The following is a 15335-nucleotide window of genomic DNA, read 5'->3' as shown; positions in this document are numbered from 1 at the left end:
CGCTGAACGATGAACGCTGAACGCTTAACGCTTAACGCTTAACGCCCAACGCCGAACGCTTAACGCCGAACGTCCAACGCCGAACGCTTAACGCCAAACGCCGGCACGGCGTACGCAGCCCCGGCATTGCGTACGCAGCGCCGGCACGGCGTACGCAATGCCGGCACGGCCTACGTGTGCTGGCGCCGCAGGCCGACACCGTGCCGCCGTCGCTTACTCTGGGTTGACGCCGGCGGCCTTCATGACCGGGCCCCACTTTTCGACTTCTGCCTTCAGGTGCGTACGCAGCCCTTCCGTCGATGCCTTCTCAGGCGTGGCGATGATGGCGCCCAGCTTGGCCATCGCGTCCTTGAACTTCGGGTCCGCCAGGCCGGCCAGCAGCGCGGCGTTCAGCCGATCCACCACCGGCTTGGGCGTGCCCTTGGGCAGGTAGATGCCGTGCCACACCACCATCTCGAAGTTGTCCAGGCCTTGCTCGGCCAGGGTCGGCAGGTCCGGCAACACGGCCAGGCGCTGCTTCGTGGTCGCGCCATAGGCCTTCACGCGGCCCGACTGGATCAGCTGCGTCGTTTGCGTTGTCTGATCGCACAGCAGGTCCACCTGGCCGCCCTGCAGATCCGTCATGGCCGGCCCCGTGCCGCTGTACGGAATCGTCGTCACGTCCATCATATTGATGCGGCTCAGGAACAACACCCCGCACAACTGCGATACCGCGCCCATGCCCGCGTTGGCCAGATTGACCTTGCCGCGATTGGCCTGCAGATAGGCGTACAGCTCTTTGTAGTTGTTGGGCGGCAGGTCCTTGCGGCCCACCAGCGTCATGGGCACGTCAACGACCTGGCCGACGTATTCGAAGTCGGTCAACGGATTGAAGCGCAGCTTCTTGTACAGGGCCGGCGCGGTCGACATGCCGGTGTGGTGGATCAGTGCGGTGTAGCCGTCGGGCGCGGCGCGAGCCACCGTGTCGGACGCAATGGTGCCGCCCGCGCCCGTCTTGTTCTCGGCCACGACGGTGACGCCCAGGTTCTGCCCCATGGCTTCGGCCAGACGCCGCGCGACCACGTCGGTCGGGCCGCCGGCGGCAAACGGGATGATCAGCTGAATGGGGCGGCTGGGAAAGTTCTGGGCGAATGCGCTCAGCGATGCGGCGCTTAGAACGGTAGCCAGGATCAGGCGATGCAGCATGAGTAGTCTCCTCGAGGTGGACAGAAACGCACCGGTCAGGCTCTGGCCTTTTTGTTGTTGCCGGGACGGTAGAACAGAACAGGGTGTGCGGCCTGGCGCGGTTCCGCCACTAGGCAACGCACTGATAGATCGGTACCGCGAAACTTCAGGTCGTACCGGCTCGCGCGCCCCGCTGCGCCAGCCGCTGCGCGCGCTTGATGACCGGCGCATCGACCATCTTGCCATCCAGCTGGAACGCGCCGCTTTCCGACCCGGCGTGATCCAGCACCCGGCGGGCCCACTCCTGCTGCGCGGGTGTGGGCAGGAAACTGTCGTTCAACACCGGCACGTGGGTGGGATGGATGCACAACGCGCCGCCGAATCCCATGTCGCGGGCCCGGCCGGCCGACACCGCCAGACCGTCCAGATCGCGGATCGCCGCATGTACGCCATCCAGCGGCGCGGCCAGGCCCGCAACGCGTCCATGCAGCAGGACCGCATACCGGCCCTGATCCAGAATCATGGCCGCCGCGGCGCTATCGGGATCCAGATCCAGGTCCAGCCCCAGGTCCAGGCTGCCAAACGCCAGGCGTCGCACACCGGGCGACGCCGCGACGGCTGCCAGGTTGACCAGGGCCGCCGCGCTCTCGATGATCGGCCACAGCGGTTTGCCGAAGCCTGCCGCGTGCGCCACGATCTCGGCGCTGTCCGCCTTGGGCAACAGCACGGCCGACACGTTGGCATGGCGCCGGCACATGGCCAAGTCCGCCTCGGCCCAGTCGGTATCGACCGCATTCACGCGAACGACCACCTGCCGTCCGGGGGATGCGGCCAGCCAGGCGGCCAACTGGTCGCGCGCGGTGGCTTTGTCGCCCGGCAACACCGCGTCTTCCAGATCGATGATGACGGCGTCGGCGCCGGTCGCCAGCGCCTTGTCGAAGCGGTCGGGCCGCGAGGCCGGGACGAACAGCGCCGAGCGCGCCAGGTCCAGCGACGCGGCGGAGTTGCCAGCGGGGGAGACGCCGCCGGATGCGTACGTGGAATGCAGCGGGTCGGAAGCGCCAAGGGAGGGTTCGCTCATGGCTCAATCCTCGCCACGGCGCGGGGCCGGGTGGTTCACGCCAGTATCAGCCAGGCCAGTATCAGCCAGGCGAGTGCCCGCCAGGCGATCGGCAGCCAGGCCGGTGCCAGTCTTAGCCGCCGCCAATCCCAGTTCGGCCAGGATGGCCTCGGTATGCTGGCCGACCGCCGGGATCGCGTCCATACGCGCCGTGTAGGCCTCGTTCGACCCCGGCGGCCACAGCGCCGGCAGGCGTCCCACGGGGCTGTCGACCTCGGTCCAGCGGGCGCGGGCCCGCAGTTGCGCGTGGTCCCACACACCCTGCATGTCGTTCACGCTGGCATTGGCGATCTGCGCGCCTTCTAACAGGTCGATGATGCGATCGCGCGTCAGGCCGCCAAAGATCTCGACGATCAAGGCGCGCAATTCCGTGCGATGCGCGGTGCGTGCGCCATTGCTTGCAAAGCGTTCGTCCTGGGCCAATTCCGGCCGGCCCAGGACCTTGTCGCAGAACACCGTCCATTCGCGTTCGTTCTGCAGGCCCAGCATGATCGTGCCGCCATCGCCTGACGGGAAAGGGCCATACGGATAGATCGTGGCGTGCGCGGCGCCTGAACGCGCCGGCGGCGTGGCGCCGTTGAAGGCGTAGTACATCGGGTAGCCCATCCACTCCACCATGCTTTCCAGCATGGACACGTCGATGCGGCTGCCTTTGCCTGTCGTGGCGCGCAACAGCAGTGCCGACAGGATGCTTGAGTACGCATACATGCCCGCCGAGATGTCGGCAATGGATGCGCCAGCCTTGGACGGTTCATCGGGCGTGCCCGTCACCGACAGGAAGCCGCTTTCGCTCTGGATCAGCAGGTCATAGGCCTTCTTGTCCTGGAAGGGACCGCCCATGCCATAGCCGGAAATGTCGCAGACGATCAGGCGGGGATACTTCGCATGCAGGGCTTCGAAGGACAGGCCCAGGCGCGCCGCGGCGCCAGGCGCCAGGTTCTGCACCAGCACGTCGGTGCGGGACAGCAGGCGGTCCATGACCTCGGCCGACTCGGGCGCTTTGACGTCAAGCGCCAGGCTTTCCTTGGAACGGTTGGTCCACACGAAGTGCGACGACATGCCCTTGACCCGGCTGTCATAGCCGCGCGCGAAATCGCCCGAGCCGGGCCGTTCGATCTTGATCACGCGGGCGCCCTGATCCGCCAGCTGGCGGGTGCAGAACGGCGCGGCGATCGCATGTTCAAGACTGACGACGGTGATGCCATCCAGGGGCGCGGCGCACCGGTGGCGTGGCGGCCCGTGGCCGCTACCTGCGCTGCGCTGGCGGCCTTTGACGCAGTCCCTGCGGCAGCGCCGCCAGGTTGATGCACGGCGCTCATCGGGCCCCCTTGTCGAACAGACCGGTCACCGACGCCCGATCGCGCAGCGACCACACCTGCGAAATCCATTCGGTCGCCTCCGCGTCGTCGGTCGCCTTGGAAAACTGCGTCAGCCGGCGGAACTTGTCTTCCAGTTCCGGACGGCTCAATGTGTTGTCGGGATCGCCCTTGGGCGCATCGACGGCGCAGCTGAAATGGCGGCCGTCCTGCGTATCCAGTTCGATGCGGCCCAGCCAGCGTTTGGGATAGGCGGCGTCGACTTCGGGATCCAGCACCATTTGCACCTTGTCGCGCAGCGCGGACACCCGGGGATCCGTCAGGGCGTGCGCTTCCACCCCCGCAATGCTGGCGTCGCCGTGCACCGCGATCAGGCCCAGCACCGTGCCCATCGAAAATTTGGCCTGGTGCACGGTGGTCGGCGTCGTGACCCCGCCCAGCACGTCGATCGCCGCCTGATGCACGCGTGCGGTAATTGCGCCGATGTCCTCGTGGCGCAGCCCTTCACGCTGCATCAGCACATGCAGGGCATCAGCCGCCGGGTGGGTGTGGCGGCACGACGCATGGAATTTGAAGGACGTTTCAAGCAGCGCCCAGCGCGTCCCCAGCCGGTCGGTCAGGAAAGCAGGATCGGCGTCGGTAGACATGCCGGCCGCCATGCCCTTCTCGCCATCCAGGATGCGGCGTGCGCCCGTCAGACCGTCTGCCGCCATGTAGGCCGCCAGCAAGCCGTCGGCGGCCGCCTTGGCCGTGTGCAATTGCTTGGAATCGGCGGCGTCCCTCAGGAATTCCCATAGGCCCGATGCCTGTGTGCCCGCCGACCCGACCGCATGCAGCATGGTGTCGGCATCCAGGCCCAGCAGGCGGGCGACGCCCACGGCGGCGGCCAGGGTGCCGACGGTACCGGTGGTATGGAAGACCTTGTAGTGCGAGCGGCCCATGAATTCGCCGATCCGTACGCCTGCCTCGTACCCTGCCGCTGACGCCAGCAACAGATCGGCGCCGGACTTGCCCAGGTCCTGCGCCGCGGCGAACACCGCCGGGAACACGACCGTGGCCGGATGCAGCACCGAGCTGTTGTGCAGATCGTCCTGTTCCACCAGGTGCGAGGACGCGCCGTTCACGAAAGCGGCAAAGTAAGGCGACGTACGCGTGCGGTTGACCAGCACGGTGCACGGGCCGTCGGACGGACCCATCTTCCGGGCATACCGTTCGAAAACCGGAATCGGATGCGCGCCCTTCGCGGCCAGCGCCGAGGCGGCCCAGTCAAGGAAAAGTTCCTCGGTCCGCGCGACCACTTCATCGGGCAGGTCGGAAAATTCGAGCGTGCTCAGAAATGCACACAGCTCGGCGGTCGGATGGCTGCCGCGTGGGCTCGGTTCGGAACGGGGAACGGTCATGGGCTGCCTCGCTACTCAGTAAGAACGCGGAAGATCCAGCAGGTGCTCGGCCACGTAAGCCAGGATCAGGTTGGTCGAGATCGGCGCCACCTGATACAGGCGGGTTTCACGGAACTTGCGTTCGACGTCGTATTCGCACGCAAAGCCGAAGCCGCCATGCGTCTGCAGGCAGGCGTTCGCGGCTTCCCACGACGCCTTGGCGGCCAGGTACTTGGCCATGTTGGCGCTGGCGCCGGCAGGCTGGCCCGCGTCATACTGCTGGCAGGCGCGCCACCGCATCAGGTCCGCCGCTTCCACTTCGATGTGCGCTTCGGCAATCGGAAACTGCACGCCCTGATTCTTGCCGATCGGGCGATCGAACACGATCCGTTCGTTGGCATAGTTGCGGGCCTTTTCGACGAACCAGCGGCCGTCGCCGATACATTCGGCGGCGATCAGTGTGCGTTCGGCGTTCAGCCCGTCCAGGATGTACTTGAAGCCCTTGCCTTCTTCACCGATCAGGCTGTCCAGCGGCAATTCCAGGTTGTCGAAGAACAGTTCATTGGTCTCGTGATTGACCATGTTCAGGATGGGCCGGACGCTCATGCCGTTGCCGATCGCCTTTTCCAGATCGACCAGGAAGATCGACAGGCCTTCGGACTTTTTCTTGACCTCGGACAGCGGCGTGGTGCGGGCCAGTAGGATCATGTAATCCGAATGCTGGACACGCGAGATCCACACCTTCTGGCCGTTGATGACGTACTTGTCGCCCTTCTTGACGGCCGTGGTCTTGAGCTTGGTCGTGTCGGTGCCGGTGGTCGGCTCGGTCACGCCCATGGCCTGCAGCCGGGTCTGGCCCGACGCCAGGCGCGGCAGCAGGTCCCGCTTCTGCGCTTCCGAACCGTGACGCACCAGCGTAAACATGTTGTACATCTGGCCATGGACACTGCCGGAATTGCCGCCGCAGCGGTTGATCTCTTCCAGGATCACCGATGCTTCGGACAGGCCCAGGCCCGATCCGCCGTATTCGGACGGAATCATGGCGGCCAGCCAGCCGGCTTCGGTCAGTGCGTTGACGAAGGTCTCGGGAAATCCGCGGCGCTCATCCACTTCGCGCCAGTAGGCAGCGTCGTAGGACGCACACAAGGCGCGCACGCCTTCACGGATGTCCTGGAAATCTTCGGTGGTTTGCAACGGCATACAGTCCTCGTCAGTCGAATTCGATGTCGGCGCGCTGAGCCGCGCCCTGTTGGTTGGCGGCCCACACCTGTGCATGGCCGGGTTCGGTGATACGACCGCCGACGTAGAACGCGTCGGGTACGGTCAGCGGACGGACGCCGCGAAAAGCAAATGTCTTGACCCGGGCTTCCGGGTGGGCGCGCACGAAGGATCGCAGCGCCAGCGTCGCGATCAGCGGGCCATGCACGACCAGTCCGGCATACCCCTCGACCTCGGTCACGTACGGGACGTCGTAATGGATGCGGTGCCCGTTGAAGGTCACAGCGGAATACCGGAACAGCAGCGTAGGCGTTGGCGTCACGTCTTCGCGCCATTGCGGCGCATCGACCGGCGTGTCGTCCTTGAGCTTGGGCGGCGTGGCTTCGCGGTACACGATGTCGTGGTCGTCGCGCAGCGCCAGCTGGCCCTGCTGGGAAATCTCGTGGCGCACGGTCACGAACAGCAGCGAACCGGTGCGGCCGTGTTTTTCTTCAATGCGGGTGATCGTCGACACACGATGCGCATCCACCCCAACCCGCAGTGGCGCATGGAATTCGAGCCGGCTGCCCGCCCACATGCGGTTGCGGCCTTCGGCCGGTGGCAGGAAGCCCCCACGCGCCGGATGGCCGTCCTGGCCGATGCCGTCGGGCTGCACGGGTTGCTGGAAATACGCCCAGTGCCAGAGCAGCGGCAGCGCGCCGCCCGGAGCGGGCGTCGGCTCGCCCAGCGTGGCGGCAATGCGGACGGCAAGGTTGTGGCTGATCTGGTCGGTGCAGGTTTCGGTGCGCCCAAGCCACGGGGTCGTATCCAGGCCCTTGGCCGCATTGGCGGGATCGTTTGTGGTCACTGCACCCATGTCGCTGCATTCCTGTCGTCTATCCGGAGCGCTAGGATGCGGAAAGGGGTACCCTTCTGTAAATTCACATTTTTCTTACCCGGCGTTCGTTTGCCGCGAACGCCGTGGCGGCATGGCGTGCCAGCCCGGGCCATACCTGAGTGTGCACACGCCAACCTGCGTAACCCACCACGACGCCATTCCACAACTCCATGCATTTCGATCTGGCCGATCTTCGGCTTTTCATCCAGGTGGCCCAGGGCCCCAGCCTGACGCAAGGGGCCCGGCGGGCCAGCCTGTCGCTTGCCGCGGCCAGCGCGCGCATCAAGGCGCTTGAAGGTCAGCTCAATACGCGTCTGCTGTACCGCGACAGCCGCGGGGTGGAGCTCACACCCGCGGGTCAGCGGCTGCTGCAGCACGCGCGCCTGGTGATGCGTCAGGTCGATTATCTGAAGAATGAATTCACGGACTACGGGGGCGACGGCGCCGGCCACATCCGCATCTTTGCAAACACCACGGCAACGACCGAATTCCTTCCGGAAATCCTGGCGCGTTTTCTGTCCACGCGGCCGGGGGTCACGATTGATCTGCAGGAACGCCTGACCCGCGACATCGTGCGCGGCGTGGTCGATGGGTCGACCGACCTGGGCATCACCGCCGGACCCATCGTTGCGCCCGAACTGCAAATGATCCACTTCAGCACCGATCGCCTGGTGCTGGTCGTGGCCAGCGATCATGCGCTGGCCGCGCGCGATTCGATCCGTCTGGAAGAGATCCTTGAGTACCAGCACATCGCGCTGCACGAAGGCAGCACCATGCTCGCGTTTCTGCGCGAACAGGTGGAGCAGCACGGCGTGTCGCTGCTTCTGCGCATCCAGGTCTCCAGCTTCGAAGCCGTGTGCCGCATGGTCGAAGCCGACGTCGGGATCGGTGTCATTCCTGAATCATCCGCCCTGCGGCATCGGCAGACCATGGGCATCAAGATCATCGCCTTGGACGAACCATGGGCCGTGCGGGAACGCAGCATTTTGATCCGCGATCTGGAAGGTCTGCCAGGATGCGTGCACGCGCTGGTGGCGGCGATCAAAGCGCATCAGGGGGCGGCGCGTAACCCGCACGCGCTGACTGCGCGGGACTGAGCGGCGACTTCGACAAAAGCAATGCACCGTCGCGCGCGAATTTACGTCAGCGTTGCTAGCTGCTGCAAGGTCTCAGGATAGTTCTGCACCAGACGGATCAATGTCGTCGCCTGCGCGTTGGGCTTCGCGCGGCCCTGCTCCCAATTCTCGAGGGTGCGCGTATTCGTGCGCAGGTACATGGCAAATACGGGGCGCGACATGTTGAGTCGCTCGCGGATGTCGATCAACTCTTGTGCAGACACCGGCTTCAGGTCCTGAAGCTGGACGGTATGCGTGCGTAAGGTCGTCTTGCCTTCACGCTGGCCTGCCAGTGCATCAAAACCTTCGACCAGCTCCGAAAAAATGTCGCGCGTCACTCCGATGTCCTTTTCGATATTTCGGCGTCGAGCAGCCGGGCCAATGCTTTTCTTTGCGCAGGATTCAAATCGTCTTGTTCATCTTTGCCGTACAGCGTAAACAACCAGCACTGCGCGCCGCCAAACCACCAGTAATAGATAACGCGTATTCCGCCACGCTTGCCCTTCTGACGGCGGCAGTCCGCGTACCGAAGTTTTCGCAGACCCCCGCAGCCCTGAATGACATCGCCCGCGTCCGGGCATTGCATCAACCATTGCTGCAAAGCGCTGAACGCTTCGTCGTCCAGATAATTACGCCGGTGCCTTTCGAAACTGGGAAGCTCAATAAACAGCGCCTGCATAAGTGTACGTTACCTGCGTATCTTTGATCAACGCGAATTGCTCGAGACCTTGCACATCGCCGAGGCTGCCTGCGCATGCGGCGGGGCCTCGCGGCCCTCTTGTGCACGACACTGCCTGATGCAGTAGCGTAGTGCGGCATTTGCAGCCGTCACAGCGTCAGGCCGACTGACGCCCATGCGGACATCCACGCAGGTCGTACAAACAAAAAGCCCCGCCTCTTTGCAGAGCGCGGGGCTTTTATCCCGCCGGCAAGCCGGCGAGACGATCACGGCAAACGATTAGGCAGCGCTGCCTGGCGTTGCGTCGGCGGCGGGTGCGTCGGTCGATGCCGGCGCATCAGCGGCAGGTGCCGATGCGGCTGCAGGCGCCGCGGCCTTCTTGGCGGGCGCGCGCTTGGCGGCGGGCTTCTTGGCAGCAGCCTTCTTGGCAGGCGCGGCGTCGGCCGGCTTGTCGGCCGGCTTGGCAGCAGCGGTCTTGGCCGACTTGGCCGGCTTCGCAGCCTTGGCGGGCGCGGCAGGCTTGGCGGCATCCGCGGCAGGCTTGGCAGCCGACTTCTTCGACGCCTTCGATGCGCGCACGGCCTTGGTGGCAGGCTTGGCGGCATCGGCCGGCTTGTCAGCAGCCGTCTTGACGGACTTGGCAGGCGCCTTCTTGGCAACGGCCTTCTTTGCAGCCGGCTTGGCGGCAGCAGGTTGGGCCGCAGCGGCGGGCTTCGTCGACGCCGACTTCTTGTCGGCGGCGACGACGGCCTTCGCTTCCTTCATCGCGGCCTTCATGGCTTTTTCGGCCAGGCTCAGACGCTGCGATGCATCCTTGCGAGCCGCATCGGCGCGAGCGATGGCTTTCTTGGCGGCGTCACCCAGACGGGTTGCCGTGGCTTCGAGCTTCATCAGAACGTTCGAGCCGGCGGACTTCGCAGGCGCCGATTTCTTGGCTACCGATTTTGTCGGGGCGACCTTTGCAGTCGTCACTTTCTTTGCCGCTGGTTTGGCGGATGCTTTACCGGTTTGCGATTTTTTGACCATGTCTTTCTCTAGAGAGTCGAGCGCGCAGTGTTAATGCGACACGCTACTCTGTCAACCCTTATGTCAATAAAAAAGAAGCGACATCGCAACAGCACATTGCTGAGACGAATCTGGCGATGTGGATGCGTGTCGCCTTGATGCGATCGCTTCGACAGCGGACAGCCCGTGCAGGGCAGTCCGTGCCGGCTCAACCGCCGAGGTAGGCCTCGACGAGACGATCGTCCTTGAGCAATTCCTGGCCGCTGCCGCTGAGGGCGATGCTGCCGTTTTCGAGCACGTACGCGCGCTGCGCGATCTTCAGTGCCTGACGCACGTTCTGCTCGACGAGGAATATGGTGAGACCTTCACGATTGATCTCGCGAAGGATGCGAAAGATTTCTTGCACGATGATTGGCGCCAGACCCATCGACGGTTCATCGAGCAGCAAGAGACGCGGCTTGGCCATCAATGCACGGCCGATCGCAAGCATCTGCTGTTCACCACCGGACAGGTTGCCGGCCATACCATCCAGCCGTTCCTTCAGTCGCGGGAACAGGTGAAAGACGTGCTCGAGATCGGCCCCCACCGTGCTGCGATCCTTGCGGGTGTAGGCGCCCAGTTCCAGGTTCTCGCGCACGGTCATGGTGGTGAGAATGGCCCGGCCTTCGGCAACCTGCACGACGCCGCGCTGCACGATCTTGTGGGGCGACAAGGTGCTCAGGTCTTCCCCGTCGAACACGACGCTGCCGCCGCTTTTCTTGACGAGGCCCGACAGCGCCAGCAGCGTCGTCGACTTGCCCGCGCCATTGGAACCGACCAGCGTCGTGATCTCGCCTTCGCGCAGCTCGAAGTCGATGCCCTTGACCGCCTCGATGTGTCCGTAGGCGACCTTCAGGCCCGACACCTTCAACAGCGTACTCATGGAAGCACCTCCTCGTTCGCGGGGGTCTCGTCATCGTCGGTGCCGAGATAGGCTTCGATCACCATGGGGTTGCGGCGGATGGCGTCCGGTTCGCCTTCGGCAATGATGCGGCCGAAGTTGAGCACCGCGATACGGTCGCACAGGCCCATGACGAAGCGCATGTCGTGCTCGATCATGAAGATGGTGTAGCCGCGCGCCTTGATGTTTTCGATCTCGCTCATGAGATCGACCTTTTCGCCGGTGTTCATGCCGGCGACCGGTTCGTCGAGCAGCAGCAGCTTGGGCTCGGTCGCCAGCGCGCGCGCCAGTTCCAGCTTGCGCTGATCGCCGTACGACAGGTTGTCGGCAATGTCGTTGGCCTTGTGGTCCAGCTTGACCCACGACAGCAGTTCATGCGCCCGTTCCCGCGCGCGCTTTTCCTGGGCACGGTATCCGGGCAGGCTCAGGATCAATCCGGCCGGACCGTAGTCCAGGTGACGGTGCATGCCGACCACCACGTTTTCCAGCAGCGTCATCTCCTTGAAGATGCGGATGTTCTGGAACGTGCGCGCAATGCCGCGGCGGGTGATCTGGTGCGGCTTGATGCCGACCAGGCTTTCGCCGTTGAACGTCAGGCTGCCGCCGGTGGGCGGCAACAGGCCGGTGATCAGGTTGAATACGGTCGTCTTGCCGGCGCCGTTGGGGCCGATCAGGCCGAAGATGGTGCCTTGCGGAACGGTGATGTTGACGTCCTGCAGCACGTGCAGTCCGCCAAAACTTTTCGAGATGGAAGAAAGTTGCAGCATGTCAGTGTGCCCCCGTCTGCCGGTTGCGTCCGAACCAGCGGCGCATGCGCGACGGGTCCCAGATGCCCTTGGGCAGGAACAGCACGATCAGGATCAGGATCAGGCCATTGATGACCAGGCGGAAGTCGTTGAAGGCGCGAAGCATTTCCGGCAGCACGGTCAGGATCACGCTGCCGACGACCGGGCCGGCAATGCTGCCGATCCCACCCAGGATGGTCATCGTCAGGATTTCCACGCCGCGGTCAAAGCCGTATTCGTTGGGACCGATGAAGAAAGTCAGATGCGCGTTCAGCGCGCCCGCCAGACCGGCCAGCAAGGCGCCCAGCACGAAGGCCAGCAGCTTGGTGTTGTTGACGTCGACACCCATCAGGCCCGCCGCTGTCTCGTCTTCCTTGATGGCTTCGAACGCGCGGCCGATCTTCGATCGGCGCAGGCGATACAGCAGCACCAGGGTCAGCAGCACGGCCAGGCCGACATGCCACCACTGCGTCTGCTGCGGGATGCCGTTCAGGCCCAGCGCGCCGCCGGTCCACGATTCGGTATTCAGGATGAACACGCGAACGACTTCGCCGAAGCCCAGCGTGGCCATGGCCAGGTAGACGCCCGACAAGCGCAGCGTGGGCTTGCCGATGATGAAGGCCACCAGCATCGGCGCCGCCATGCCGCCCAGCAGCGCGACTGGAAAGGACACTTCGTAGTTCATCGTCAGGATCGCGGCCGTGTAGGCGCCGATCCCCATGAAGGCCGCGTTGGCCATGGCCAGCATGCCGCAGGCCAACGTGAGCCAGATGGACAGCGCCAGCAACGCATTGGTGCCCAGGCTGAGCACCAGGTTGCTGTACACCGACCAGAAATTGTCAAACCATTCCATGATGTCTTCCCTACCCTTTTACGCCTTGCGTTCCAGCACTTTGCCGAACAGGCCTTGCGGACGGACGAGCAGGATCAGGAACAACAGACCGAACGCCACGGCGTCGCGCATCGTGGATCCCACGTACGCCACCGACAGCACTTCGGCAAAACCCAGGAACAGGCCGCCGATCATCGCACCGCGAATGTCGCCCATGCCGCCCAGGATGATGACTGCAATGCCCTTGTGCAGCATGGGCTGCCCCATCAGCGGGAACACCGCATTGGAATACAGGCCGATCAGCACACCGGCGATGCCGCCCAGCGCCGCCGCCACGAAGGACGTCAGCAGGAACAGGCCTTCGACGTTGATGCCCAGCAGCGAAGCCGCCTTGGGCGACTCGGCGATCGCGCGCAGCGCACGGCCCAGTTGCGTCTTTTTCATCGTGTACATCAGCGCCGCCATGAGCGCGAAGGACACGAAGATGATGGTCAGTTCCATGACGGTGACGTGCATGCCCCCGATCTCCAACGCGTCGTCGGGCGTGATGCCCGCCGGAAAGCGGATCGTTTCGGCGCCGAACACGCCCTGCATGCCGTTGTTCAGCACGATCGCCACGCCAATGGTGGCGATCATGGGAATAAGGTGAGGCGCGTTGCGCTTGCGCAGGCGCTTGAGCACCAGCACGTCGATCAGCATGCCCAGGATCCCGCTGCCCACGGCGGATGCCACGACCGCGAGCCACAAGGGTGCGTCGAACTTGAGCACCAGTTGCAGCGCGATGTAGGCGCCGGCCATGAAGACCGCGCCGTGCGACAGGTTGATGACGCCCAGCACCCCGAACACCAGGGTGAAGCCGAGCGCGAACAGGGCGTAAACGCAGCCAAGCGAAAGCGCGTTGACGAGTTGCTGTTCCAGCATGACAAATTTCCAGCCTGAAAGAGACGGCCACACAACGAGCCGTCAGAAAACGTCAGGGGCGCGGAGCCAGGCTCCACGCCCCTGGGAACACCGCGGCGGCGCCGCGACAGCGTGTAGTGCTTACTTCTCGATCACGTACTTGCCGCCCTTCGTGCTCATCACGATGGGAGTCTGCACGGCGTCGTAGCCAGCGGGCTTGCCGCCCTTGCCTGCCGCCTGGCGGAAGCTGAAGGAACCGGTGGCACCGTTCCACTTCACGGCCGGCAGCGCATCATGCAGCGCCTTGCGGTCGGCTTCGAGCTTGCCGGTCAATGACACCTTGCCGAGGGCCTGCGTCACGATATAGAACGCGTCGTAGGCCTGGGCGGCGAACTGGTCGGGCGCCGCATTGTACTTGGCCTTGTAGGCCGAGATGAAGCGGGTGTTTTCGGCGGTCTGGTTTTCGATCGACCACGGGCTGCCCACCCACAGGCCATCCGACTTTTCCTTGGCCAGATCGAAGATGCGGACGGAGTTCATGCCGTTGCCGCCAATGAAGGGCACGTTGATGCCCAGCCGACGCGCGGCGACCATGATCGGGCCGCCTTCGGCGATCAGCGCGGACAACACGATCGCGTCGGGGTTGGACGCCTTGATCTTGGTCAGCTGGGCCTTGAAATCCACGTCGCCCTTGGCGAACGTTTCGGTCGTGGTGACCGGGATCTTCAGGTCTTCCAGGGCCTTCTTGAAGTTGTCGTAACCGCTCTTGGTGAAGACATCGTCGTTGCCGTACAGCACGGCGACTTTCTTGATGTTGGCGTGGCGCGCGGCAACCTTGATGGTTTCCGGCAGCACGTCGGCTTCGGTCACGGAATTGCGGAACACGTAGTCACCGATGGAGGTGATGCCATCGGCTGTGTTGGACGTACCGAACACCGGCGTCTTGGCGCCCTGGGCGATCGGGTCGGCGGCCTGGGCCGAATTCGACAGGGTCGGACCGAACACCATCAGGACCTTGTCCTGGAAGATCAGTTTCTTGAAGACGTTGATGGCTTCTTCTTTCTTGCCCTGCTCGTCTTCGATCACCAGCTTGATGGTGTTGCCGTTCACGCCGCCCTTGGCGTTGACTTCGTCGGCAGCAAGCTGGAAGCCGTTGCGGATGGCGTTGCCGTATTGACCGGCGCCGCCCGACAGGGCCGCCGCGACACCGATCTTGACTTCGGCCGCGTGGGCAAACGACACCACACCCAGGGCGGCAATCGCCACGAGCGACTTGTTGAAAATTGGATTCATGCTCTGTTGTCCTTGTAGGCATCGGCTTCGTCGTTGCCAGGTGTCTTGATGTCACCTGCGCAATCCGCCCATGCGTGGGGCGTCAGCCTGGCCGCATATTCTAGCGGCTGTCCGGACGCGCCACCACCAACACGGCCGGATCGGGGCACCGAAGCGCCTGGGCGGACCCCCGGCGTGGCGCTCGTGCCACGCCATCGCAGCGCCTGCCGCCGTCCCGGGGAAAATGCAGGCTTTCGCCAAGCCGACGCTGATAGAATCGGCGCGAACACGGCACTGTGTGCTCACTCACCCATTTCCGGCGGCGCGCGCCGCGTCGCCTGTGCACACTGCCATGCCTGCTTCCGCTCCCCTGTCCGTTCCCCTCGGCCACTACGACCCTGCCCTGGTCGTGCTGTCGGTGCTGCTCGCCATCTTTGCGGCGTGGACCGCGCTGCTCAATGCCCGGTCCATCGAACGCTCGCGCGAGCCGGGCACCCGAGCGCTGGGGTTTGCCGGCGCCAGCATTGCGCTGGGCGGCGGCATCTGGGCCATGCATTTCGTCGGCATGCTCGCCTCGCACGCCGGCAGCGCCGCCACCTATTCCGCATCGATGACGGCGGCCTCCCTGCTGCCCGGCCTGCTGGCGGCCAGCGCCGCCATGGCGATCGTCCATACGCCCGCGCCCGGGCCGCTTCGCCTGCTGCTGGGGGAGCCCTGTTTGGCCTGGGCATCG

General features: G+C 64.6%; 15 protein-coding genes and 1 pseudogene. 2 read left to right on the top strand and 14 right to left on the bottom strand.

The window, feature by feature from the left end:
• Positions 1-213: 213 nt before the first annotated feature.
• The 6 genes from ACNANG_RS21405 to ACNANG_RS21380 all read right to left on the bottom strand — a co-directional run bounded on the left by ACNANG_RS21405 (position 214) and on the right by ACNANG_RS21380 (position 7053).
• A complete protein-coding gene (locus ACNANG_RS21405) occupies positions 214-1185 on the bottom strand; it encodes a tripartite tricarboxylate transporter substrate-binding protein (RefSeq protein ID WP_420224698.1) in 972 nt (323 codons plus the stop codon).
• 145 nt (positions 1186-1330) lie between these two features.
• Entirely contained in the window at positions 1331-2245 is a 915-nt protein-coding gene (locus ACNANG_RS21400) for an HpcH/HpaI aldolase/citrate lyase family protein (protein ID WP_420224697.1), read from the bottom strand.
• Positions 2246-2248: 3 nt separating this feature from the next.
• Positions 2249-3493 carry a CaiB/BaiF CoA transferase family protein gene (locus tag ACNANG_RS21395; protein ID WP_420227622.1) on the bottom strand — a complete coding sequence of 415 codons (1245 nt, stop codon included), beginning with the start codon at positions 3491-3493 and terminating at the stop codon, positions 2249-2251.
• Between the two features lie 106 nt (positions 3494-3599).
• Complete coding sequence (locus ACNANG_RS21390; RefSeq protein ID WP_420224696.1) at positions 3600-5000, bottom strand: MmgE/PrpD family protein; 1401 nt, start codon at positions 4998-5000, stop codon at positions 3600-3602.
• A 15-nt stretch (positions 5001-5015) separates the two neighbouring features.
• Positions 5016-6179 carry an acyl-CoA dehydrogenase family protein gene (locus ACNANG_RS21385; protein ID WP_420224695.1) on the bottom strand — a complete coding sequence of 388 codons (1164 nt, stop codon included), beginning with the start codon at positions 6177-6179 and terminating at the stop codon, positions 5016-5018.
• A 10-nt stretch (positions 6180-6189) separates the two neighbouring features.
• Complete coding sequence (locus ACNANG_RS21380; RefSeq protein ID WP_420224694.1) at positions 6190-7053, bottom strand: FAS1-like dehydratase domain-containing protein; 864 nt, start codon at positions 7051-7053, stop codon at positions 6190-6192.
• 191 nt (positions 7054-7244) lie between these two features.
• Between ACNANG_RS21380 and ACNANG_RS21375 the strand changes: the two genes are divergently transcribed.
• Positions 7245-8171: a LysR substrate-binding domain-containing protein gene (locus tag ACNANG_RS21375; protein WP_420224693.1), complete on the top strand. Its 927-nt coding sequence runs from the start codon at positions 7245-7247 to the stop codon at positions 8169-8171.
• Positions 8172-8212: 41 nt separating this feature from the next.
• Here the strand turns inward: ACNANG_RS21375 and ACNANG_RS21370 are convergent, their stop codons facing one another.
• The 8 genes from ACNANG_RS21370 to ACNANG_RS21335 form a co-directional block, all read right to left on the bottom strand.
• Positions 8213-8533 carry a helix-turn-helix domain-containing protein gene (locus tag ACNANG_RS21370; protein ID WP_420227621.1) on the bottom strand — a complete coding sequence of 107 codons (321 nt, stop codon included), beginning with the start codon at positions 8531-8533 and terminating at the stop codon, positions 8213-8215.
• Positions 8524-8868: a toxin gene (locus tag ACNANG_RS21365; protein WP_420224692.1), complete on the bottom strand. Its 345-nt coding sequence runs from the start codon at positions 8866-8868 to the stop codon at positions 8524-8526. Before ACNANG_RS21365 ends, ACNANG_RS21370 begins: the two co-directional genes overlap by 10 nt.
• Before the next feature lie 279 nt (positions 8869-9147).
• On the bottom strand, positions 9148-9759 hold the full coding sequence (locus ACNANG_RS21360; RefSeq protein ID WP_420224691.1) for a hypothetical protein: 612 nt from the start codon (positions 9757-9759) through the stop codon (positions 9148-9150).
• A gap of 322 nt (positions 9760-10081) precedes the next feature.
• Complete coding sequence (locus ACNANG_RS21355; protein ID WP_420224690.1) at positions 10082-10795, bottom strand: ABC transporter ATP-binding protein; 714 nt, start codon at positions 10793-10795, stop codon at positions 10082-10084.
• A complete protein-coding gene (locus ACNANG_RS21350) occupies positions 10792-11580 on the bottom strand; it encodes an ABC transporter ATP-binding protein (RefSeq protein WP_420224689.1) in 789 nt (262 codons plus the stop codon). Before ACNANG_RS21350 ends, ACNANG_RS21355 begins: the two co-directional genes overlap by 4 nt.
• Position 11581: 1 nt before the next feature.
• The gene (locus ACNANG_RS21345; protein ID WP_420224688.1) at positions 11582-12451 is read right to left on the bottom strand and encodes a branched-chain amino acid ABC transporter permease; all 870 of its coding nucleotides are present in this window, start codon (positions 12449-12451) and stop codon (positions 11582-11584) included.
• A gap of 18 nt (positions 12452-12469) precedes the next feature.
• Entirely contained in the window at positions 12470-13351 is an 882-nt protein-coding gene (locus ACNANG_RS21340) for a branched-chain amino acid ABC transporter permease (protein WP_179586533.1), read from the bottom strand.
• A gap of 120 nt (positions 13352-13471) precedes the next feature.
• Positions 13472-14623 (bottom strand): ABC transporter substrate-binding protein, encoded by a 1152-nt coding sequence (locus tag ACNANG_RS21335; RefSeq protein ID WP_420224687.1) that lies wholly within the window; start codon positions 14621-14623, stop codon positions 13472-13474.
• A gap of 70 nt (positions 14624-14693) precedes the next feature.
• On the opposite strand from ACNANG_RS21335, the pseudogene ACNANG_RS21330 reads away from it, so the two are divergent.
• Positions 14694-15251: pseudogene (locus ACNANG_RS21330) on the top strand (MHYT domain-containing protein); the annotation flags it as partial.
• Between the last annotated feature and the right edge of the window lie 84 nt (positions 15252-15335).

The sequence above is a fragment of the Pigmentiphaga litoralis genome (assembly GCF_048632615.1).
Classification (GTDB): domain Bacteria; phylum Pseudomonadota; class Gammaproteobacteria; order Burkholderiales; family Burkholderiaceae_B; genus Pigmentiphaga; species Pigmentiphaga litoralis_B.
Note: the sequence above shows the minus strand (reverse complement) of the source record. Positions and strands in the feature narration are given on the sequence as shown.